We start from the raw sequence: 19,840 nt of genomic DNA, 5'->3' as shown, positions 1-19,840 counted from the left end.
ATGGCGAGTGCGATCAGGCTCGTATGGGGTGTATGATCTGCGCCGTCGAGTGCCGTCTGGGTTTTCTTACCGCATCGCCTATCTTTGAGGAAGGCGAGGTCATGCAAGGATAGGCGGCCGGCGCATCCAGGAAACGCTGACGAGGGAGTCTATGGCGTGAATGTGCTGATGTTCACCAACACTTACTGTCCGATCGTGGGCGGGGTCAGTGAGTCCGTTCAGCGTCTGAAGACACGGCTGCAGGCCGAGGGGCATCGGGTGCTGGTGGTGGCCCCCAAATTGACCGGCCAGCCGGAGGACGAGAACGACGTGGTACGCGTCGCCGCCGTCCAGCATTTCAATGGCAGCGACTTTTCGCTGCCGGTGCCGATTCCCGGCCAGCTCTATGAGGCCATCGAAGCCTTCGATCCGGATATCGTGCATTCGCATCACCCTTTTCTGCTCGGCGATACCGCAGCGCGGGCCGCCGAGACCTATGGGTTGCCGCTGGTGTTTACCCACCACACCTTGTACGAGCACTACACCCACTACGTGCCCGGCGATTCGCCGCGCATGCAGCGCTTCGCCGTGGCCCTCTCCACCCAGTACACGTGGCTTTGCGAGGCGGTGATCGCGCCCAGTGAAAGTATCCGTGAGCTGCTCTTCGAACGGGATGCCAATCCGCATGTCTGGGTGGTACCCAGCGGTGTCGATACCCGGCGTTTCGCACAGGGCGGCGGTACCGCACTGCGCCGCGAGTTTGGCATTCCAAGCGAGGCCTATGTGGTGGGGCATGTGGGGCGTCTTGCCAAGGAAAAGAACCTGCCGTTTCTCACCGAGGCGCTGTCATGCATGCTCGAGCAACTGCCCGATGCCCACTGCCTGATCGTCGGTGACGGCGATGCCCGTGAAGCGATGGAAGAGGTCGCCGAGCGCTATGGTGTGGCCTCGCGTCTGCACTTCACTGGGCGTTTGCAGGGCCAGTCGCTGATCGATGCCTACCACGCCATGGATGTCTTCGGCTTCGCTTCCCATAGCGAGACTCAGGGCATGGTGGTGGTCGAGGCAATGGCCGCCGGCTTGCCGGTGGTGGGCGTGGCCGCTCCCGGGGTGCGCGAGGTGCTCAAGGATGGCCGTAATGGCAGGCTGTTGCCCGAGGATGACCGTGAGGCAATGGCCGATGCCATGGTGGCGCTTGCCGACACTGAGTGTCGGTCGGCGATGGCCGAGGGGGCGCTGGCCACCGCCCAAGCCTTCGATGAAACCGCTTGTGCCCAGCGCTGCCTGGAGGTTTATCGCCAAGCCATTGCCGTGGGGGGGCCCTTCAGCCACGCCGACGACGGTACCTGGGATCGAGTACGCAGCCGCTTGGGCGCGGAGTGGCACATGCTGCGTCACCGTGGCCGGATATTGCGCTCAATCTTGCAAGATGAGTGGGAGCATGCCGACTGGCAACCACTGATCGGTCGTGGCCACGAGGATGACGAGTCGGAGTCGAAGGAGGTTGCCCCCAAATAGCGAGCCCAGGGCTGATACTTGAAGGCCTAGAGTGGGCAAGCCAAGTGTGGAAAGCACCAACCGGAAGTGCGCAACACATAAACGGGCACCAGCCTCGGCAGAGGTCGGTGCCCGTTGGCGCTAACGCATGAGTTGGCGCCTTATGAGTTGGCCGAGTCGCCCTGTTCCTGCGGCCTGCGGGTGGCATCCTGGGTGTCGGCTTGTTCGGGAGGGCGCCGTGTTTGAGCCGAACGGGCCGGCTCGCGTTGCTGGCGGCGCGAGGCATAGCGCTTGAGCCCCACCAGTACCAGCACCCCAAGGGCAATGCCGCCAAGCGACATGGCGATTTCGCTCTGATTGTTGGCGGTGACCAGCTGCCCCAGTTGGCTGCCCAGCAGCGTGACCCCGACGAGCCCCGGCACGATACCGATGATCGAGCCGATCAGGTAATCGCGGAACCGCAGGTGAAAGGCGCCGGCCAGCATATTGGTCAGGGTGAAGGGCGCCAGCGGCAGCAGATTGACCACCGTCATGGTGCGAATGCCTCGCCCTGCCAGGTAGCGCGATAACCCCTTGAGATGTCGGCCGCCGTAGCGCATCAGCGCCTCGCGGCCAAGCCGGCGGCCCACACCATAGGTCAGCATCGACGCCGCCAGCGTGCCTGCGAGGGCGTAGGCGAAGCCCCACCAAGGACCGAAGAGCAGACCTGTCACCGCCACCAGCAGGCTCAGCGGGAACATCACCAGTGATGCACCTGCATAGACCGCCACTACCACTAGAATCGCCCAGGGGGTCTGAGTCCAGGCCACCGACCCCGCCGCAATGGCCTGCAGCCGTGCCACGGTCAATACATCGTGCATGGCCAGCCACTGCCACAGGCCTCCCAGCGCCAGCAGGGTGACGAGCAGGAGCAGAATCATCAGTAAGGAGCGTGGCATGCGGGCGAGATCCTTGCAGGTGGTAGGCCAAATGACGCCATAGCATACGACAATGCGCCCGGCGGCCAAAGCGGCACACCGGGCGCGATGATCTATGCCGTGCCGCGCTCAAGGCCTTGAGCGCGGGCGAGGCCCTGAGCCGTTACAGCGCCAGCGCGTCCTGTACTTGTGGCCAGGCGGGCCGGCCGTCGCGGTCGGTCACGCCCTCAAGCATGGCCTGGATACGCTCGGGATGATCCGCGATCCATTGTTGTGCAACGTCTTCTACGTCTCGTTCCTCCTGGCCGTACTCGTTGATCATCCAACTCTGCTGGTCAGCGCTGAAGGTGAACTGAGTGAAGAAGTGCTCGAGATTGGGATGGGTCTCGGCGTAGTCCGACCGCATCAGGGTTAGCACCTCGCTCTCGCCATTGTTCTCGCCAAACAGGTTGTTGGGGTCCTCGAGGTAGCGCATTGGGAGTTCGAGGTTCATCCAATGGGGCGTCCAGCCGACCCACACGATAGGCTTCTCGCGGCTGATGGCGCTGCGTGCCGCACTGAGCATACCAACGACGCTGGTATCCACCAGTTCCCAGTCGCCGAGCCCCCAGGCGTCCTCATCGATGGCTTGGTGAAGGATCTCACTGGCCGCGGAGCCGGCGCCGAAGCCATAAATCTCGCCATCGAAGGCCTCGCGCTGTGCGTCCAGGTCGGCGAAGCTGGTGATGCCTTGCTCGTACAGATACTCGGGGACCGCCAGCGTCATTCGAGCGCCATCGACGTTGTTGGCCACTCGCTTGAGGCTGCCATCTTCCACGCGCGGTGTGTAGAGATCCTCCTGGGCCGGCAACCAGGCGCCGAGGAAGAGATCGACGTCGCCGCTCTGCATGCCCTGATAGATGACCTGCATGCCAAGTGATTGCACCCTGGTGTCATAGCCTAGCGGGCTGAGCAACTGGCTGGCGATTTCGGTCTTGACGGTGATACCCGGCCAGGCGGGCACACCGAAGTCCAGAGTCGCATCATCGGACTGGGCCGGCAGGGAAAGCGTCAGTGCGGCAGGCACCGACAGGGTGGTAAGCGTTGTGCGCAGTGCGGTGTTCATGAACATCTCCTTGCATGGTCTATTGTTCGGACGGCCATCACTCCACCTATCGGGCGAGCCATGGCGCTGCTTGTTCAGGCGAGCTGCGCCGTTGTCACGGCATCAGGAAAGCAGGGAGTCAACCGGGGCGAGACAGCACCCGCAGGCGCGATTCCAGCATGTCCAGATCCAGGTAGGTGCCCTGCAGGTGGCGCCGACCGGTGCTTGGGTCGAAGGCGCGGCGGCCATGCAGCACTCGACGGTTGTCGAAGGCGACCATCTGCCCCGGGGCCAAGGCAAAGTCGAGCTGGTGCGCCGAGGAATGCAGCAGCTGCCAGAACTGGCGATAGGCGTCGTACCAGGCATCGATGACGTGGGCCGGCAGGCGCAGGCTGTCGCGAATCCAGTTGTTGAAGCGTACCTCGATCAGCTGGCCGTCGTGATCCACTGACAGCACTGGCGCGCGGGTACTGATGTCCTGCTCCTCGTCCTGGAAGCGGAAGTCGATCGGCGTCTCGCTGAGGATCCGGAAGGCCTCGGGATCCTGCTGACGCAGGGTTTCGGCCGCCGCGAAGCCGTCGGCGAAGATAGACTCGCCACCCCCGGCTTCATTCTCCAGGCAGTAGAGCAGTTGAATGTCCGGCGGCTGGCGCCAGTTGGGCAGGTCGGTATGCAGCGCCAGACCGATGGCGGTGTAGGCGGCATTGTTGGGATTGGGTTTGGAGCGAACGTCGAAGCGGGCCCCGAAGTTGGTCGGGCGCAGTGGGCCGATACGTTCGGCCAGGCGGCTGACCTCTTCATCGGCCAATGGGCCCCCATCCAGCATCACCAAGCCATCGCGCAACAGGGCTGTGAGCCAGGCACGCTCGCCGTCGGCGTTGCCCACGAAGTCGGCATGGGCGATGCACTCGGGACCATAATCGACGGCCCAGGGGCGACGCGTCGGGATGACAGGCGCCGGTTCCTGGCCGGGGCGGCGCTGGTGAAGCCAACCGGCATCGAAATCGCTCACATGGCCATCCTGCCAGACCAGGGTCAGGTTGCCGTTGTCAAGCGAGGCCTGCGGGGCAGCGGTGGCTGGCGACAGGGGAACATAGAGGCGCTCGCGGGTGACCGGGTGGCGGCAGGCCGCGCAGGCGCAGTTGTCGCGCAGCCACATCAGTGGGAAGTGCGCCTGTGCACCATCGCTCCAGCTTAGGGTGACGCGGGCGCCGCTGGCGAGTGCATCGGTCAGTGCCGGTGCATCGGCATACGCTGAGAGTTCGCCCATCGCAATGACGGGGCGTGGCGTTGCGGGGACGGATAGCGTGGCGTCGGTCATGGGGCACTCCTGCTGGCCAGTGGCCTGTGACGAGAATTAGGTCGCCTATGCTGGCGATTGCGTCACGCTGCGACAAACGATTAATCTGGCCCCATAGCCCTAGCTGAGCTTATCACGAGGTTTTTCATGAAGGCGTTGTCATCAAGCGCTTGTTAAGAAGGTTCTGACATGAGGGAACTGACATGAAGGAACTGCCCCCCTTGATCTGGCTGCAGGCATTCGAAGCTGCCGCCCGGACCATGAGTTTTACCGCTGCCGGCCAGGAGTTGAACGTGACCCAGGCCGCGATCAGCCAGCGCATTCGCCTGCTTGAGGACCGTCTGGGGCAGAAGTTGTTCGTGCGCCACCCGCGCAGCCTGAGCCTGACCCCGGCCGGCAAGGCCTGGCTGCCAAGCGTGCTCGAGGCCTTCGCGCGGTTGGCTGAGGGCACCGCCGAGGTATTCGGGCCGAGCCCTAATGCGCCGGTGACCCTGCGTACCACGCCGGTGATGCAGCAGAACTGGGTGGCGCCTCGGCTGTTGGCCTTTCATCGCATCCATCCCGCGGTGGCGGTGCGCCTGGTTAGCGCGATCTGGCCGGAGGATTTCGGGCCGGAAGGTGCCGATCTCGAGATTCGCTACGGTTCGGGAGAATGGACGGGAATGGAGGCGCTATCGCTTGGCGATGAGGCGATGGTGCCGGCCTGCTCGCCCCAGGTGGCCGCCCGTCTGGCGAGGCCGGTGGACCTGGCTGGGGAGACCCTGCTCCACGCGGCAGGCTTCGCGGTAGGCTGGCCGGCCTGGCTGGAGCGGGCGGGCATCGCCGGAATCGAGAACGACTGCCCGACGCTGATCTGCGATACCCAGATCATGACACTGACGCTGGCTGCCGCCGGAGGAGGCATCGCTCTTACCCATCGTCGGCTGGTCGAGAGCCGTGACGACCTGGTTCAGCCGTTTGGGTTATCGGTTCCCAGCGCCGAGCGTTTCTGGCTGGTGCGCCCGGCCAACCGTCAGCCGCGGGAGGCGGCCCAGGCGCTGTGGACTTGGTTAGCGGACGGGCTTCCAGAACGCTCTGTCGGTGGCTCGGCGTAGACGTCCAGCTAGCAGTCGACATCAGCCCCTTCATTTGCCTGCCTCCTCTGGCTCGGCTGACACGGCACCTTGCCATTGGCGAGTCGCCGGCTGATAGCCCGCTGCGGCGGCGTCTTCGACCGTCGTCGGCGCCACGAACAGCGGTGCTGCCCCAGCATCACCCTGGCAGGACGTGAAGGCCGGTCCTGGGATCAGCCACCAGTGTTCATTGTTTTGCAGGCCAAGGTCCCTGACCTGGCTCAGGTCGGCACAGGCGATCTGATCTTCCTTGCCCTGGGGCACCAGCATCCAGCGCTCGGCAGGTGCCTGGGCGAGCCAGTCAAAGGCCCGCAGGAATTGGGCGCCCTGGTCGGTGTGAAAACCAAAATGCACGCTGGGCTGTTGAGCCTGGAGCAGGAATTCTTCATCGAAGTCGGGTTGGGCCAGCCAGGCCGAAGGGCCGGTGATCTGGACCACCCGCTGCATCATGTCCCTGGGTGAGCGAGTCTGGTCGAGCTGTTGATAGCCAAAGGTGGACCACAGCGCCCAGAATACCGCCAGCCAGGCGGCCAGCCCCAGCATGCCGCGGCGCGGCCGTAGCCAAACGAGCAGCCCCACCGCCGCGACGCCCAGCAGGATCCACCAGATCCAGGGCGTGACGTCGTACTTGGCGGCAAGCTCGGTCAGCGCCGGGAGTCCGAGGGCGCCCAGCAGGCCGGTCATCAGGAAGATGACGCCGAGCAGGGCCAGCAAGCCACCGGCAAGCCAATGCAGGCCTCGCTTGCACAAAAGCCCCGGCAGCAGCGGAGCCATGGCCAGCACCAGCAGTGGCGAAGTCGGCAGCATATAGACCCCGCGCTTGCCCGGGGACAGCGAGAAGAACACGACGACCAGCAGCGTGCCGCTGAGTGGCAGCAGCACTCGGGCATCCAGGCGGCGGATGCGGTGCCACCAGGCCGGCACCACCCAGGGCAATCCCAGTACCAATGGCAGCCAGGCCCAGGGCAGCACCGAGACAATGTAGTAGTGCCAGGGTTTGACATGGTGCCAGGCGGTGGCCAGGCGCTTGCCGGTCTGCTTGAATAGGATGTTGTCGCGATAGGCGGCCATCCCCGGTTCATCGCCGAAGGTGGTGATCAGCGCCATTGGCACCACCCAGAGGGCCGCGATGCCCAGCATCAGTGCCAGGCCCAGCCCCAGTTCCTTCAGGCGTAGTGGCGTGGCCTTGCCACGCCAGGCCAGTAGCGCCCAGGCAGGTACCATCAGCAGTGGCAGAAAACCGACTCCCTTGGTGATGATGCCGAGCCCCATCGCAGCGCAGCCCAGGTACCACCAGCCTCTTGCCGGACCGAGCAGCGCGTGCCGCATCAGCCCGTAGGCCCCCAGCGTGATCCACAGCGTGACCAGCATATCGATCTGGGCGGTCTTGGCCTGCAGCGCGAACTGCACGGTCGATAGCAGGGCAGCGCCCGACAGTAGCGCTATCCGGCGGCCATAGAGGCGATTCGTCAGCTCGGTGACCAGCGCCAGGGTGCCCAGCGCGGCAAACAGTGACGGCAGAAGAAAGCCGAGTCTTACCGAGCCGGTGATGGCGATCGATGCGGCAGTGGCCCACATGAAGATCGGCGGCTTGTCGGGATAGAGCTCGCCACCACGATGCGGCAGCCAGAAGTGGCCGGTCTTGAGCATTTCCAGAGCGTTGAGCGCGAAGCGTGGCTCATCGGCGGGCCAGGGGTCGCGCAGGCCAAGGCCGAGAGCCAGCAGGCCCAGGGCCACTAAGGCTAGCCACCAGAACCCGTAACGGTAGGAGGCATGCAGGTAAGCAGGACGTTGCATCGAGGAACTCTCGGCAGGTATCGAGACGTAAAGGCGTGGTTCAGGACTGAGACGATTCGGGCTCCGGCTCGGACATAGCCTTGGCCTCACGGCGGATCAGCATCAGGTTGCGGGTATAGATCAGCAGGCCAGCGCCCTGTCCGGCGATGAAGACCGGGTCCTGGCGATAGATGGCGTAGGCGAGCAGCGTGACGCCGCCGGCAAGGCTGAAGAACCAGAACGCCAAGGGAACCACGCTGCGCTTGGCTCGCTCACTGGCCAACCACTGCACCAGAAAGCGTCCCGAGAACATGGCTTGTCCGAGAAAGCCGACGCCGATCCACAGCCATTCTGTATTCATCGTGAGGTTTCTCGCACTGAGGCCGGGACCACGTCGGCGTCAGCCCCTGAGCGTTGACGGCTTGAATGGCCGGGGGCCGGTTCAGAAACCACTGCGGAGGGCGCCACGAAAGCACTCACCGGTGCCGGCAGACGAGTTCGCTTGCGCAGCCACATCACCCCGAGTATGTCGAGCAGACCTGCCCACAAACGGTCGTTAAGGCCGTAATGGGACTCGCCGGTGCCGCGAGGGCGATGATTGACCGGTACCGACACACAGCGACCGCCCTGAGCCAGCACCAGAGCTGGCAGGAAACGGTGCATGTGATTGAAGTAGGGCAGTGCCAGGAAGGCTTCGCGTTGGATCACCTTGAGGCCGCAGCCGGTATCCGGGGTGTCGTCCATGAGCAGGGCCGCACGCACCTTGTTGGCGACTCGAGAGGACAGCCGCTTGAGCCAGTCATCGCGGCGAGTAGTGCGGTGGCCGGCCACCAGCGTGATATCGCCGCGCTGGGCACGTTCGAGCAGGCGGGGCAGGTCGGCAGGGTCGTTCTGCCCGTCGCCGTCGAGGGTAGCGAGCCATGCGCCACGGGCTTCCCGAGCGGCTTGCCAGACGCAGGTGCTCTGGCCGGCGCTCTTGTCATGGTGCAAGGGGCGCAGGCGGGAATCTGCTGTGGCACGACGGGTTAGCATGGCCCAGGAATCATCCTGGGAAGCATCGTCGACGACCAGCACTTCATAGTCGATGTCGATGAGGGCTGCGTCGACTTCGTCGAGCAGCGCAGGCAGGTTGCCTGCTTCATCTTTGGCAGGAATGACGATCGATACCAGCGGTGTACTCAAGATGACATCTCTTTGCTTCCGTACAGTCTCATCAGCAGGCTATGTATCTTGCATGCTTTTCCTTAAAGCAGCCTTAAGACCACATAGCCTTAGCAGCATAGTGGATATGACATGGGGCGCAGGCCCGTCAGAGAACTGCCTTGAGCGTCTTGAGGTGGCGCTGCTATGGCCGAGCCGGTCAGGGGTGAGAGGGAGTTGGTAGGCGCGCTAGCGGATCTTGTTGGAAGTAGCGAGAAAGCAGGGAGTAGAGTGCCGGATAGGCCTTGTCGAGCAGGTCCGGGGCACTGAAAAAATGCTCGCAGCAGACGGCGAAACATTCTCCCGGATGGCTAGCCGCATAGTCGTCAATCGGAGTGTCCTCGCCGCGCGCCAGATGCGCCTGAAGGTCGTCCCAGACCGCAGTGAAAACCCGGTGCCATTCACTGGCGGCCATGTCGCGTGGCAGCGGTGGGAAACCGTCGGCATCTCTCGAGTTGCCCATATCGAGCTTGTGGGCGAGCTCGTGGATCAATACATTGAAGCCGCTGAAGTCGCCGCTTGCCATCAGTTCGGGGTAGGCCACGACGACCGGGCCCTGAAAAGAAGTCTCGCCGGCGCGCTGGTCGGCGTATTCATGCATCACCCCAGCTTCATCCATTTCTTCGACGTGGCGCGGGAAGGCATCGGGCAGGATCAGGATCTCGTGCACATTGGCGAAGGCTTCCTGATGCTCGGCCTGCGACCAGCCCAACGTCAGCAGGCACGCCTGACCGGCCAGTGCCAGGCGGGCCGGTTCGTCAAAAGCCGTATCGGCCAGGGCCGGGTGCAGTGACAGCCGTTTATCATGAACGAAGCCCCAAGCTCGCCGGCCCAGTCGTTCGGCGTCTTCATCGCTCAAGGCTGCAAGCAGGGGGAGCCGCGCGCGTGCCTCTCTCCAGGTGTCCTCGGGAAAGGGATGACGGGCGTTGAAACGCGCCGCCCGCCAGCTCCGCCACCGCTCGAGCATGACTCAGTTGTCTTCCTGGCGAGAGCCTGACTTCCATGACCAGTCGCGCCAACGCAGGTCGAAGAGATCCTTGCGGCGGTCCTTGAGATTGGTCACCGAGCCTTCGTTGCGCACCACCGTGAGCCGCTTCAGGTCGAGGTCCGAGAACATGATCATCTCGGTGTTGGGCGTGGTCTCGGCCAGCACGGCATCGTGGGGGAAGGGGAAGTCCGAGGGCGAGAACACCGAGGACTGAGCGTACTGGATCTCCATGTTCTCGATCGAGGGCACGTTGCCGACGCTGCCACACAGCACGACGTAGCACTCATTCTCGATAGCGCGGGCCTGAGAGCAATGGCGCACCCTCAAGTAGCCATTCTTGGTGTCGGTCCAGAAGGGCACAAAGAGGATGTCCATGTCCTGATCGGCGAGCAGCCGCGAGAGCTCCGGAAATTCGACGTCGTAACAAATCAGGATACCGATCCGCCCCGCATCGGTGTCGAATACTCGAAGGTCATCGCCGCCCTCGATGATCCAGTCGCGGCGCTCCTGCGGGGTGATGTGAAGCTTGGCCTGGGCTTCGATGTCACCGTCACGGTGAAAGAGGTAGGCGATGTTGTAGAGGTTGCCATCTTCCCGTTCCTCGATCATCGAGCCGGCGACGATATTGATGTTGTAGGACACCGCCATGCGCGACAGCTCGGTCTTGAAACGCTCGGTGAAGCTGGCCAGGAAACGGATCGCCTCGATCTGGTCCTGCTGGGCGGCGCGGTCCTGCAGGCCCATCAGCGGGGCGTTGAACAGCTCCGGAAATACCGCGAAGTCACTTTGGTAATCGGACAGGGCATCGACGAAGTATTCGGCCTGCTGCAAGACCGCTTCCACCGAGGAAAACTCGCGCATCTGCCATTGCACCGCCCCGACCCGCACTTGGGTCTTGCGGGAGTCGAGCACCGATTCCGCAGGCTCGTAAAGGATGTTGTTCCATTCGAGCAGGGTCGCGTAGCCCTGAGACTTCTCATCTTCCGGCAAATACTTGCGCAGCAGCCGCTTGACCTGGAAGTCGTTGGCTAGCTGGAAGGACAGAATCGGGTCGTGGATCTCCTTGCGCGAAACCTGATCCAAGTACTCGGCCGGCGACATCTCGTTGGCGTACTGGTGGTAGTTGGGGATCCGGCCGCCGGCAAGAATCGCTCGCATATTCATGGACTTGCAGAGATCCTTGCGCGCTTCGTAGAGGCGCCTGCCAAGCCGGTAGCCGCGGTAGGCCGGATCGATCAGCACATCCAGGCCGTACATGGCATCGCCTTCCGGGGCGTTGAGGATGATCTCCCGCTGATCCATCAGGTCATCGTAGCGGTGCGGGTTGGAAAACTCCTCGTAGTCGACTCGGGCGGTCAGCGCCATGCCAACGAGGGTTTCGTCGTCTTCGATAACGATCTGGCCTTCGGGGAATTCGCTGACCAGGCGCTCGATGGTGTGCTGGGGCCAGGCGCCTCCCAGGTCGTGATAGATGCGATCCATCAGCGTCTTGAGCTGGGGGTAGTCGTCCAGGGTCAGATTGCGCAGCGTCAGGTGGAGATCTTCTAAGGACATGTGTGCCGGGGCTCCCGCCAGAGTAAATCGTTGCAGTCTAACATGGGGCCGAACGGTCCATGATGCAACGATGCGGGACAGGGGAACCAGGGGTGCCCGCATCAGACGGCGGGTGCTCTCTTCGCAGCAGGTCTCGGGCTGTTGCAATTCATGCTGGCGTCCCTGTCAGCTTCGCTCATCGCGGTTCGCCTCGCGGTGACGAGATGTCTTGGACGGCATCGCTGCCGCTTGGGCCAGCTCCTATTGCGGTGGCGCCTTTTCGCCTTGCGCCTTGATGGCGGGGAAATCGTCGGCGGTCAGGGTTTCGCGTTCGAGCAGTAGGGCCGCGCCCTTTTCTAGGGTATTGCGGCGTCTCTCGAGGATGCGCTGGGCCTCTTCGTAGGCCTGCTCTATCAGCGCGCGCACCTCGAGGTCGATCTCCCGCGCCGTGGCCTCTGAATAGCTGCGCGGGCTCAGCGTGCCGTAAGTGTCGCCGAGGAAGGCCTGGCGCTCCTGTTCGTAGACCACCTGGCCGGTCTCAGCGGTCATGCCGAAGCGGGTCGCCATGTGGCGGGCGATCTCGGTGGCCTTGGCCAGGTCGTCGGCGGCGCCGGTGGAGACCTCGTCGAAGACCAACCTTTCGGCGGCACGGCCGCCCATCAGCACCGTCATGCGGTCCTTGAGCTCGCCAGTGGTTTGCAGGAAACGGTCCTCGGTGGGGCGCTGCATGGTGTAGCCCAGCGCTCCCACACCGCGGGGAATGATCGACACCTTGTGCACCGGGTCCATGCCGGGCAGCGCCGAAGCCACCAGGGCGTGCCCCATCTCGTGGTGGGCGACCACCTCGCGCTCATGAACGTTGAGCAGGCGGCTCTTTTTCTCGAGCCCTGCCACGATGCGTTCGATGGCACTGGTGAAGTCCTCCATGCTGACCCGGTCGCTGTCGTGGCGGGTCGCCAGAAGCGCCGCCTCGTTGACCAGGTTGGCAAGATCCGCCCCGGTGAAGCCCGGCGTCAGCGCGGCGAGATGATCCAGGTCCACATCCGCAGCCAGGTGCTGCACCTTGCCGATATGCACTTCGAGAATCGCGCGGCGCCCGACCCGCTCCGGGCGGTCGACCAATACCTGACGATCGAAGCGCCCGGCGCGCAGCAATGCGGGGTCCAGAATTTCCGGGCGGTTGGTGGCGGCCAGCAGCACGATGCCCTCGGAGGGGTCGAAGCCGTCTAGCTCCGCCAGCAGCTGGTTCAGCGTCTGCTCCTTCTCGTCTTGCCCGCCCATCACGCTGGGCCCCCGGGCCCGCCCCAGAGCATCCAGCTCATCGATGAAGATGATGCAGGGCTTGGCCTTGGCGGCCTGCTCGAATAGGTCGCGCACCCGGGCGGCGCCGATGCCGACGAACATCTCGACGAATTCGGAGCCCGAGATCGAGAAGAAGGGTACCCCGGCTTCACCCGCTACCGCTCTGGCCAGCAGCGTCTTGCCGGTGCCCGGTGGGCCGACCAGCAGGATGCCCTTGGGAATGTGCGCCCCCAGGCGGCCATAGTGCTGCGGATCGCGCAGGAAATCGACGACCTCCTTGAGTTCGTCCTTGGCCTCGTCCACTCCGGCGACGTTCTCGAAGGTCACCTTGGTCTCAGTTTCGACGTATACCTTGGCCTTGGACTTGCCTAGCGTCATCATCCCGCCGAGCCCCTGGCTGCCGGACATGCGCCGAATCACGAAGCTCCAGACCAGGAAGAAAAACAGTAGCGGCACCATCCACGACAGCAGGAGGGTCAGGACGGTATTCTTGGCCGCCCCGGTATAGGTCACATCGTACTGGGCAAGCTTGTCGGCCAGAGTCGGGTCGATGGGGCGAGTGCTGAAGCCGGTGCTGCCATCATCGTGCGGATTGCGATAGGTGCCGGTGATACGATCCTCGCCAATTTCCACCGTGGCGATCTCGCCGTTATCCAGCATCTGGGTAAACCGGGAATAGGGGATCGACTCCGTCGTGCGCTGGTGGCTGATCAGGCTCTGGAAGGCCATCACGGCCAGAAAGGCGACGATCACGTACGTTAGGTTGATCTGGTGTTTCTTTTCCATGCGACACCCCGTTACGCCGTGCGGTTCTGCGAGTCGCCAGACAGCCTGCCCCGCTACCGGGCCGATGTCTCCTAGTGTAGCCATCCCACGTCGTGCCACGACGCGCTCGGCTTGATCCAGCTCAGGGTTTTACACGACGGTTGCTCGCCACTTCCTTTGCAATCCATATGCGGGTTCGCTTAACTGTTCCGTCATCACCCTGGCGCTCCATTTTGGGGCAATAGCGCTCGTGTTGATGCGGCTTGGTGGCCGGCGTGATGAGTTGCCCCTGCTGTGCAGGCGTTTTTTCCTGAATCCATGAGAGGTCTTTCCATGCCCGTTCACCAAGGGCTGTCTTATCGCCAGCAGGGCCTGCTGCTGACCGGTGGTGGTGCGTTGGTCATGTCACCGGATGCGCTGCTGATCAAGCTGATCGACCTGCCGGATGCGCAGATGCTGATGTGGCGAGGCCTGGTCTCGGCGTTGGGGTTTCTGCTGCTGGTGGTGGCGCGGCACGGGCGCAATACGGTCGCGGCCTATCGGCGCTGCGGCGGCACCGGCATCATGGTGGCGCTGCTGTTCAGCCTGACCACCTGCGGTTTCGTGCTCGGCAATCAGTACACTCGCGCCGGCAATGTGCTGATCATTCTCGCCTCGTCGTCGATCATTGCGGCGGGGCTCTCCTGGGTGATCCTCAAGGAGCGACTGCCGCGTCGCACCTGGCTTGCGATCGGGTTGTGCATGGCAGGCATCACGATGATCGTGGCGGACGACGCCGGCACCGGCTCGCTGGTGGGCAATGGCTTTGCCCTGCTGGCGGCCACGACCCTAGCGCTCAACTTCACTCTGTGTCGCCGCCGGCCGGGCGTCGATATGAGTCCGATGTTGACCTTCGCGGGGCTGATCGTGGGGCTGGGCGGGGCTCTGGTGGCCAGTGCCGGGGGCGAGCTTACGCTGCCGGATGGTGAGCGCTTGCTGATGATCCTGGGGCTGTGCCTGGGTATCGTGCCGTTGGGCGTGACGCTCTTGCAGCGCGGGCCGCTGTACCTGCCGGCCGCTGAGGTAGGGCTGCTGTTATTGCTCGAGGTGGTGGTGGGCACGCTGTGGGCATGGGGCATTCTTGGCGAGCGTCCCACGCCTATCGCTTTCGTCGGCGGAGCCCTGGTACTGGGCACCCTGGTGGCCAAGGGCCTTTACGAGCGGCGACTTGAGCTCAGGGTGCACCCAGCTGCGGCAGACGAGGACCCCTAGGGGAGGTGATCGCCTGCCTTGCCGTGTATGTCGTCCGAGTCGCTAGCGAAGCTGGCTATCTTTGCTGCCACGTCGGTTATAGCCGCTGGCCGCAGAGCGGTGCTTGTCACGCTCGCTCTGGCAGTTGATGCACAGGCGCACGCCCGGCACCGCTTCCCGCCGCGCCTGTGGAATCGCTTCGTCACATTCCTCGCAGTATCTAAGGCTTTCCCCACGGGGAAGCTCGCTGCGTGCCCGTTCCAGGGCGTCTTCCACCGTGCTATCGATCTGCTCCTGCACGGCACCATCCTTCGACCATCCACCGGCCATGTCCTTCTCCTTCGGCGCGCCTGCGCCGGCCTGGTATTTCGCTCTCTATCGATTTCTTCTCTGGGCCTTCTCCTGCTGCTGACGCATCTTCGCTATCCGTCAGTATGGTATAGCGGTGGGCGGCACGCCTTGGGGTGGCGCGCTCTCCCTTTTTATGCATGACCTTGCGCACGACTGCCGGGGCTGGCAAATGGGGGCGCTGTGCGGCGCGAGTCGTTAGCCGGGGCGATGCATCTCGAAGCGCTGCTCGGGGGTGATCTCGAAGTAGTCCGCCGGACCGCCGCCGCGCAGGATCGGACCGGCGTCGGCGGTCTGGTAGACGCCATCCTTGAGCAGGGTCTGGTCGATATGTATGCCGACCACTTCACCGAGCACCAGCCAGGTGTCGACGGTATCTCCCGCTGCAGAGGCGAGCTGTAGAAGCTGGCTGAGCCGGCACTCGAAGACGACCCTTGCCTCGGCGACGTGGGGGGCGCTGACCATGCGAGAGTGCGCGGGAGTGAGGCCGGCCAAGGCGAATTCATCCACGTCGGCGTCTACTGCCGCACAACTTTGGTTCATGGGCTCGGCCAGTTCCCGCGTCGATAGCTGCCAGCAGAACTCACCGCTAGCTTCGATATTCCGCACGCTATCCTTGTAGCCGACGCTTGCAAACCCGATGATCGGCGGCGTGTAGTTGAAGGCATTGAAAAAGCTGTAGGGGGCGAGATTACGGGTGCCATCGGCGCTCTGCGAGGAAATCCAGCCGATGGGCCGTGGCCCGATGATGGCATTGAAGGGATTATGGGGTAGGCCGTGGCCGTCCTCAGGGCGGTAGAAATGCACGTTGTCGGGCATAAGACCTCTCCGGGCGTTGGCGGGGTGGTGTTCAAGGCGCGTCGTCAGTATGCCGCCGGATGATCGAGGCTGGCAAAACGAAAAGACCCCGGCATGGCCGGGGTCAGGCGTATCAGCAAGGAGGCTGAAACTTAGTCTTCGTTAGCGGAGTCTACGCCGCTGTCCGGCGCGACTTCGCCGTCTTCCAGCATCGCATCGCTGTCTTTCGTCTCGATGTCGTTGGCGCTGTCATTACCGCCTTCTTCGACGATTTGGTCCTCATCCAGCTTTGCGTCACTGTCAGATTTCATATCGCTGACTTCATTTGCTGAGTCGACGCCGGTCGGTTCAGCCATGGTGTCTTCATGGTGCTCAGCGAGAGCGGCTCCTGACATCATCATCATCAGTGTCAAGGCTGAAGCTGTGGTCACAATGCGTTTCATATGCACCTCTCGTCCTGTGAATGGCACTTTCCTGCATTCATTTTGCTATACGAATGCTATACACAACTTATTCAATAATTAAGTTGCATGCAACCATTTAGTGCATGACGGACTTGTACAGCCAGAATTGCAAAGGGTAATGGCGCTTGTCGCTATGCGGGCTAAGACTAATAGAGCGGGAGAGAGTTGCACCGTTAAGGTTGGATCAGCGCACAGTCTCTGAACAGCGCACAGTCTTTGACAAGCGCATAAACAGAGCATGAAGCGCGAGGAGGCGATGATGAGAGACATACTAGGTAAGGGAAGCTGTACGTTAGGCGGCGCGGTGCTGCTGGGAGTCGGCTTGGGCCTGTATTTTATGCAGCAGTCGGGACTGGCATTTTTGGGTGCCTTGATGTCGGGGCTGGGAGCCGGGCTAATGCTCATGGCCGGTGGTTCCGGCGGGAGCGACTGACCATGATCCTAGGATAGCAGGCTGCTATTGGCACGCTCGATCGATGCCAGCAGGAGGGCTCAGGCGGTCATCGGTGCAGAAGGCTGTGCAGAAAGATGGGTAATGAGGGGGAGAAGTTCCCCCTGGTATCTTCTCGTCTGACGGACGTTGGATATCCAGGGGGAGGGAGCGGGCTAGGTGAGCCCTTCGCTACTAGGTGATGCGTCGTAGCTCGCCGTTCAAGGCTTTGACGATGCTGTAGCACATCAGCAGCATCACGATGGAGAACGGAATCGCCGTCGCGGTCACCCCGGCCTGCAGTGCCGAGAGCCCGCCACCGAGTAGCAGCACGATGGCGATCAGACCTTCCACCGTGGCCCAGAACATGCGCTGGGGACGCGGCGCGTCGATCTTGCCGCCGGCGGTGATGGTATCGATTACCAGTGAGCCGGAGTCCGACGAGGTAATGAAGAAGATCAGCGCCAGGATGATGCCCAGGGTCGACGTCAGGCCAGACAGCGGCAGCTCGTTGAGCATGCCGAACAGCGACAGCTCGGGGCTGTAGTTGTCGATCACGTACTCCTTGACCAGGCTGCCGGCCGGGTTGGAGTAGAGCTGTTCGAGGGCTGTGGCGCCGAATACGCCCATCCACAGGAAGATGCATAGACTCGGGATCAGCAGCACGCAGATCACGAATTCACGCACCGTACGGCCGCGTGAGACACGGGCGATGAACATGCCGACGAACGGTGCCCAACTGATCCACCAGGCCCAGTAGAAGATGGTCCAGGACTGGCGGAAGGCATCGTCATCGCGGCCGAAGGGCGCCGATAGCGGGAGGAACTCGGTGACATAGGTCTCTAGCCCGTTCCAGAAACCGGCGAGCGCCGCCAGGGTCGGGCCGGCGAACAGCACGAACAGGAAGAACACCACGGCCATCAGCATGTTGAGCTCGGAGAGCCGCTTCACGCCGCCGTCCAGACCGCGCCATACCGAGATCAGAGCCGCCCCGGTGACCGCCAGGATGACAGCGACCTGGGTGAAGTCGTTGACCTCCAGTCCGAAGACGAAATTCAATCCTGCATTGGCTTGCTGGGCGCCGAGGCCAAGCGAGGTGGCCAGGCCGAACAGGGTGGAGAACACCGCCAAGATGTCGATAATGTGGCCCCACCAGCCCCAGACGCGGTCGCCCAGAATCGGGAAGAAGGCCGAGCGAATGGAGAAGGGCAGGCCCTTGTTGTAGGTGAAGATCGACAGCGCCAGCGCCATGACCACGTAAACCGCCCAGCCGTGGATGCCCCAGTGCAAGTAGGTGCCGGCTAGGCCCAAGCCCGTGGCGTCGGCGATAGCGGCTGGATTCAGGGTGCCGTCGGCGCCGAAGGGCGAGGGTACGTTGAGCGGTGAGGAGACGTTGGCGTGGTAGACCGGCTCAAGCACGCCGAAGAATAGCAGGCCGATACCGATGCCGGCGGCGAACAGCATCGCGAACCAGGACAGGTAGCCGTATTCCGGCTTGGCATCGGGACCGCCTAGGCGCACCTTGCCGTAGGGCAGCACGGCTAGCGCTATGCTGAAGACGATGAAGAAATCCACCACGATCATGAAGTAGCTGTCGAGGGTGCCGGTGGAGAAGCTGACGATGGACTGGAAGATGCTGGCGGCTCGGTCAGGGAACACCAAGGTGAGGATGATGAAGACGACCGAGGACAGCGCCGAGATAGCGAAGACGCGGTTATGGATGTCAAAACCGAAAGGCCCCAGGCTGCCCTCGATATTGTCCTGGCCGACGGTATAGTCCGTCTGCATGTCGCTCGCCACCGGTGGTGGCGCCGGCTCTTGTGTGTTGCTCATGAAAGACTGCTCCTTTCAGGGGGAAGCGAAAGAACCGATAGAGTCTCTCATACGTCGGCCGGGCCGTATCAACGGAGGGCGGTCCGGCCGCGTATCAAAGCCTATGTCGGCGTGGCCTCATGGGGAAGTGAGGCAGATCCAGCAGCGCCGTCGGAAGCCCGGCGTCGCTGTGGGGTCAGGCTTGCCGGGTGCCGACTCTCGGGAAGCGGGAGCGTGCCTCGAGATCGTCCAGGTCGATGGTGTTGCGTATGTACTGCACGCTGGCATCGAAGTGCGGCTGGTGATCCCAGGGTGTGACTCTGTCCTTCATGTTAGCCCTCGCGACCAGCTTACGACGACGCTGGCTGTCGAGCACGTCCTGATGCAGCTGCTCGAGATCCCAGCGGCTTGTGATCTCGTCACTGAATTCTTGCGTAGGCCCTGGTGAGCGGGCTCCGTGACCGGGTTCGTCAGCTCCTGCGGATTGGCCTCGCGGTCGAACAGCTGGTCCGGGTCCGAGGTGGAGTGAACGAACTTGTAGCCTCTGCGACGAGTCATCAGCAGTGGGGCGATGGCGCCTTCGCCGCCGTATTCGCCGATCACCGCGTCATGGCCTTCCTGGACTGGATCCTGAACAGCCACTGAGCCATCGCCGCACAGGAGGACAGGCTTACGGGCGCTGACCATAAAAAGCCCCCGCTTGGCCTGTCGGCGGCGGGGGCAAGGGGAGAAACGGTAGGTCCGGCGTCGGGGGCTTAGCCCAGGGCGGCGATGCCTGCCTTGGCGACCTGCACATCCTGGTCCGGCTTGACGCCGGAGACGCCCACGGTGCCGGCGATGCGGCCGTCGTGTAGCACCGGAACGCCGCCAGACAGGGTGGCGGTCAGCGGAGCGGACAGGAAGGCGGTGCGGCCGTTGTTGATCATGTCCTCGAAGGCCTGAGTTTCCTTGCCGCCCAGCGCAGAGGTGCGGGCTTTCTCGGAGGCTACCGAGGGGGTCATCGGCGCGGCGCCATCGAGACGGCGTAGTGCCAGCAGATGGCCGCCGTCATCGGCGACCGCGATGGCCACGGCCCAGCCGTTGGCTTCCGCTTCTTGCTGTGCGGCGTCGAGGATGATGTTGGCATCGGCGAGGGTCAGTACGGATTTGGTCTGCATATGGTATCTCCTTGTTTCATATGGGCTACGGGCTACGGGCTACGGGCTACGGGCTACGGGTTATGGCTCGTTGCTCGCAGCTGGTGTTAATGCCTCATCGACGATTTCGATCCAGTGGCGTACCGGGGTGCGGCCGGCCCCGGCCAGA

The 19,840-nt window shown here is 63.2% G+C and carries 18 protein-coding genes; 3 read left to right on the top strand and 15 right to left on the bottom strand.

From position 1 onward, the window contains the following. The first annotated feature begins 156 nt into the window (after positions 1–156). Positions 157–1,497, top strand: a complete 1,341-nt coding sequence (locus tag HUS66_RS05985; RefSeq protein WP_282848281.1) for a glycosyltransferase — start codon at positions 157–159, stop codon at positions 1,495–1,497. A gap of 140 nt (positions 1,498–1,637) precedes the next feature. Here the strand turns inward: HUS66_RS05985 and HUS66_RS05980 are convergent, their stop codons facing one another. The 3 genes from HUS66_RS05980 to HUS66_RS05970 all read right to left on the bottom strand — a co-directional run bounded on the left by HUS66_RS05980 (position 1,638) and on the right by HUS66_RS05970 (position 4,798). Further along, a complete protein-coding gene (locus tag HUS66_RS05980) occupies positions 1,638–2,414 on the bottom strand; it encodes a TVP38/TMEM64 family protein (protein WP_175070035.1) in 777 nt (258 codons plus the stop codon). Positions 2,415–2,556: 142 nt separating this feature from the next. Then, on the bottom strand, positions 2,557–3,498 hold the full coding sequence (locus tag HUS66_RS05975) for an ABC transporter substrate-binding protein (RefSeq protein WP_175070034.1): 942 nt from the start codon (positions 3,496–3,498) through the stop codon (positions 2,557–2,559). Between the two features lie 118 nt (positions 3,499–3,616). Next, positions 3,617–4,798, bottom strand: a complete 1,182-nt coding sequence (locus HUS66_RS05970) for a TauD/TfdA family dioxygenase (RefSeq protein WP_175070033.1) — start codon at positions 4,796–4,798, stop codon at positions 3,617–3,619. 182 nt (positions 4,799–4,980) lie between these two features. On the opposite strand from HUS66_RS05970, the gene HUS66_RS05965 reads away from it, so the two are divergent. Further along, on the top strand, positions 4,981–5,871 hold the full coding sequence (locus HUS66_RS05965; protein WP_175070032.1) for a LysR substrate-binding domain-containing protein: 891 nt from the start codon (positions 4,981–4,983) through the stop codon (positions 5,869–5,871). A gap of 30 nt (positions 5,872–5,901) precedes the next feature. Here the strand turns inward: HUS66_RS05965 and HUS66_RS05960 are convergent, their stop codons facing one another. The 6 genes from HUS66_RS05960 to ftsH all read right to left on the bottom strand — a co-directional run bounded on the left by HUS66_RS05960 (position 5,902) and on the right by ftsH (position 13,474). Beyond that, positions 5,902–7,686, bottom strand: coding sequence for an ArnT family glycosyltransferase (locus tag HUS66_RS05960; RefSeq protein WP_175070031.1), 1,785 nt, complete (start codon positions 7,684–7,686; stop codon positions 5,902–5,904). A 40-nt stretch (positions 7,687–7,726) separates the two neighbouring features. Next, the gene (locus HUS66_RS05955) at positions 7,727–8,026 is read right to left on the bottom strand and encodes a lipid-A-disaccharide synthase N-terminal domain-containing protein (protein ID WP_175070030.1); all 300 of its coding nucleotides are present in this window, start codon (positions 8,024–8,026) and stop codon (positions 7,727–7,729) included. After that, on the bottom strand, positions 8,023–8,847 hold the full coding sequence (locus HUS66_RS05950) for a glycosyltransferase family 2 protein (RefSeq protein ID WP_175070029.1): 825 nt from the start codon (positions 8,845–8,847) through the stop codon (positions 8,023–8,025). Before HUS66_RS05950 ends, HUS66_RS05955 begins: the two co-directional genes overlap by 4 nt. 178 nt (positions 8,848–9,025) lie before the next feature. Beyond that, complete coding sequence (locus HUS66_RS05945; RefSeq protein ID WP_175070028.1) at positions 9,026–9,832, bottom strand: zinc-dependent peptidase; 807 nt, start codon at positions 9,830–9,832, stop codon at positions 9,026–9,028. A gap of 3 nt (positions 9,833–9,835) precedes the next feature. Beyond that, a complete protein-coding gene (locus HUS66_RS05940; RefSeq protein ID WP_175070027.1) occupies positions 9,836–11,407 on the bottom strand; it encodes a carbon-nitrogen hydrolase family protein in 1,572 nt (523 codons plus the stop codon). Between the two features lie 240 nt (positions 11,408–11,647). Continuing rightward, positions 11,648–13,474 (bottom strand): ATP-dependent zinc metalloprotease FtsH, encoded by a 1,827-nt coding sequence (gene ftsH, locus HUS66_RS05935; RefSeq protein ID WP_175070026.1) that lies wholly within the window; start codon positions 13,472–13,474, stop codon positions 11,648–11,650. A 312-nt stretch (positions 13,475–13,786) separates the two neighbouring features. Between ftsH and HUS66_RS05930 the strand changes: the two genes are divergently transcribed. Continuing rightward, positions 13,787–14,704 carry a DMT family transporter gene (locus tag HUS66_RS05930; RefSeq protein WP_175070025.1) on the top strand — a complete coding sequence of 306 codons (918 nt, stop codon included), beginning with the start codon at positions 13,787–13,789 and terminating at the stop codon, positions 14,702–14,704. 42 nt (positions 14,705–14,746) lie between these two features. On the opposite strand, the gene HUS66_RS05925 is transcribed toward HUS66_RS05930, so the two are convergent. From HUS66_RS05925 to HUS66_RS05900, 6 genes are all read right to left on the bottom strand, one after another. Next, positions 14,747–15,013 carry a DksA/TraR family C4-type zinc finger protein gene (locus tag HUS66_RS05925; protein WP_175070024.1) on the bottom strand — a complete coding sequence of 89 codons (267 nt, stop codon included), beginning with the start codon at positions 15,011–15,013 and terminating at the stop codon, positions 14,747–14,749. Between the two features lie 216 nt (positions 15,014–15,229). Further along, a complete protein-coding gene (locus HUS66_RS05920) occupies positions 15,230–15,850 on the bottom strand; it encodes a flavin reductase family protein (protein WP_175070023.1) in 621 nt (206 codons plus the stop codon). A gap of 131 nt (positions 15,851–15,981) precedes the next feature. Further along, positions 15,982–16,272 (bottom strand): hypothetical protein, encoded by a 291-nt coding sequence (locus HUS66_RS05915; protein WP_175070022.1) that lies wholly within the window; start codon positions 16,270–16,272, stop codon positions 15,982–15,984. 646 nt (positions 16,273–16,918) lie between these two features. Continuing rightward, entirely contained in the window at positions 16,919–18,556 is a 1,638-nt protein-coding gene (locus HUS66_RS05910; RefSeq protein ID WP_175070021.1) for a BCCT family transporter, read from the bottom strand. Positions 18,557–18,731: 175 nt separating this feature from the next. Next, positions 18,732–18,866 carry a hypothetical protein gene (locus HUS66_RS17760; protein WP_254628713.1) on the bottom strand — a complete coding sequence of 45 codons (135 nt, stop codon included), beginning with the start codon at positions 18,864–18,866 and terminating at the stop codon, positions 18,732–18,734. Positions 18,867–19,290: 424 nt separating this feature from the next. Next, positions 19,291–19,692, bottom strand: a complete 402-nt coding sequence (locus HUS66_RS05900) for a GlcG/HbpS family heme-binding protein (RefSeq protein ID WP_175070020.1) — start codon at positions 19,690–19,692, stop codon at positions 19,291–19,293. Positions 19,693–19,840 lie beyond the last annotated feature (148 nt).

The organism is Onishia taeanensis (genome assembly GCF_013349955.1).
GTDB lineage: Bacteria > Pseudomonadota > Gammaproteobacteria > Pseudomonadales > Halomonadaceae > Onishia > Onishia taeanensis_B.
Note: the sequence above shows the minus strand (reverse complement) of the source record. Positions and strands in the feature narration are given on the sequence as shown.

Bases quoted from the DNA above. Each gene is read 5' to 3' on its own strand.
- HUS66_RS05980 (WP_175070035.1), bottom strand. From the start codon at position 2,414: ATGCCACGCTCCTTACTGATGATTCTGCTCCTGCTCGTCACCCTGCTG.
- HUS66_RS05975 (WP_175070034.1), bottom strand. From the start codon at position 3,498: ATGAACACCGCACTGCGCACAACGCTTACCACCCTGTCGGTGCCTGCC.
- HUS66_RS05970 (WP_175070033.1), bottom strand. From the start codon at position 4,798: ATGACCGACGCCACGCTATCCGTCCCCGCAACGCCACGCCCCGTCATT.
- HUS66_RS05965 (WP_175070032.1), top strand. From the start codon at position 4,981: ATGAAGGAACTGCCCCCCTTGATCTGGCTGCAGGCATTCGAAGCTGCC.
- HUS66_RS05960 (WP_175070031.1), bottom strand. From the start codon at position 7,686: ATGCAACGTCCTGCTTACCTGCATGCCTCCTACCGTTACGGGTTCTGG.
- HUS66_RS05955 (WP_175070030.1), bottom strand. From the start codon at position 8,026: ATGAATACAGAATGGCTGTGGATCGGCGTCGGCTTTCTCGGACAAGCC.
- HUS66_RS05945 (WP_175070028.1), bottom strand. From the start codon at position 9,832: ATGCTCGAGCGGTGGCGGAGCTGGCGGGCGGCGCGTTTCAACGCCCGT.
- HUS66_RS05940 (WP_175070027.1), bottom strand. From the start codon at position 11,407: ATGTCCTTAGAAGATCTCCACCTGACGCTGCGCAATCTGACCCTGGAC.
- ftsH (WP_175070026.1), bottom strand. From the start codon at position 13,474: ATGGAAAAGAAACACCAGATCAACCTAACGTACGTGATCGTCGCCTTT.
- HUS66_RS05930 (WP_175070025.1), top strand. From the start codon at position 13,787: ATGCCCGTTCACCAAGGGCTGTCTTATCGCCAGCAGGGCCTGCTGCTG.
- HUS66_RS05925 (WP_175070024.1), bottom strand. From the start codon at position 15,013: ATGGCCGGTGGATGGTCGAAGGATGGTGCCGTGCAGGAGCAGATCGAT.
- HUS66_RS05920 (WP_175070023.1), bottom strand. From the start codon at position 15,850: ATGCCCGACAACGTGCATTTCTACCGCCCTGAGGACGGCCACGGCCTA.
- HUS66_RS05915 (WP_175070022.1), bottom strand. From the start codon at position 16,272: ATGAAACGCATTGTGACCACAGCTTCAGCCTTGACACTGATGATGATG.
- HUS66_RS05910 (WP_175070021.1), bottom strand. From the start codon at position 18,556: ATGAGCAACACACAAGAGCCGGCGCCACCACCGGTGGCGAGCGACATG.
- HUS66_RS17760 (WP_254628713.1), bottom strand. From the start codon at position 18,866: ATGAAGGACAGAGTCACACCCTGGGATCACCAGCCGCACTTCGATGCC.
- HUS66_RS05900 (WP_175070020.1), bottom strand. From the start codon at position 19,692: ATGCAGACCAAATCCGTACTGACCCTCGCCGATGCCAACATCATCCTC.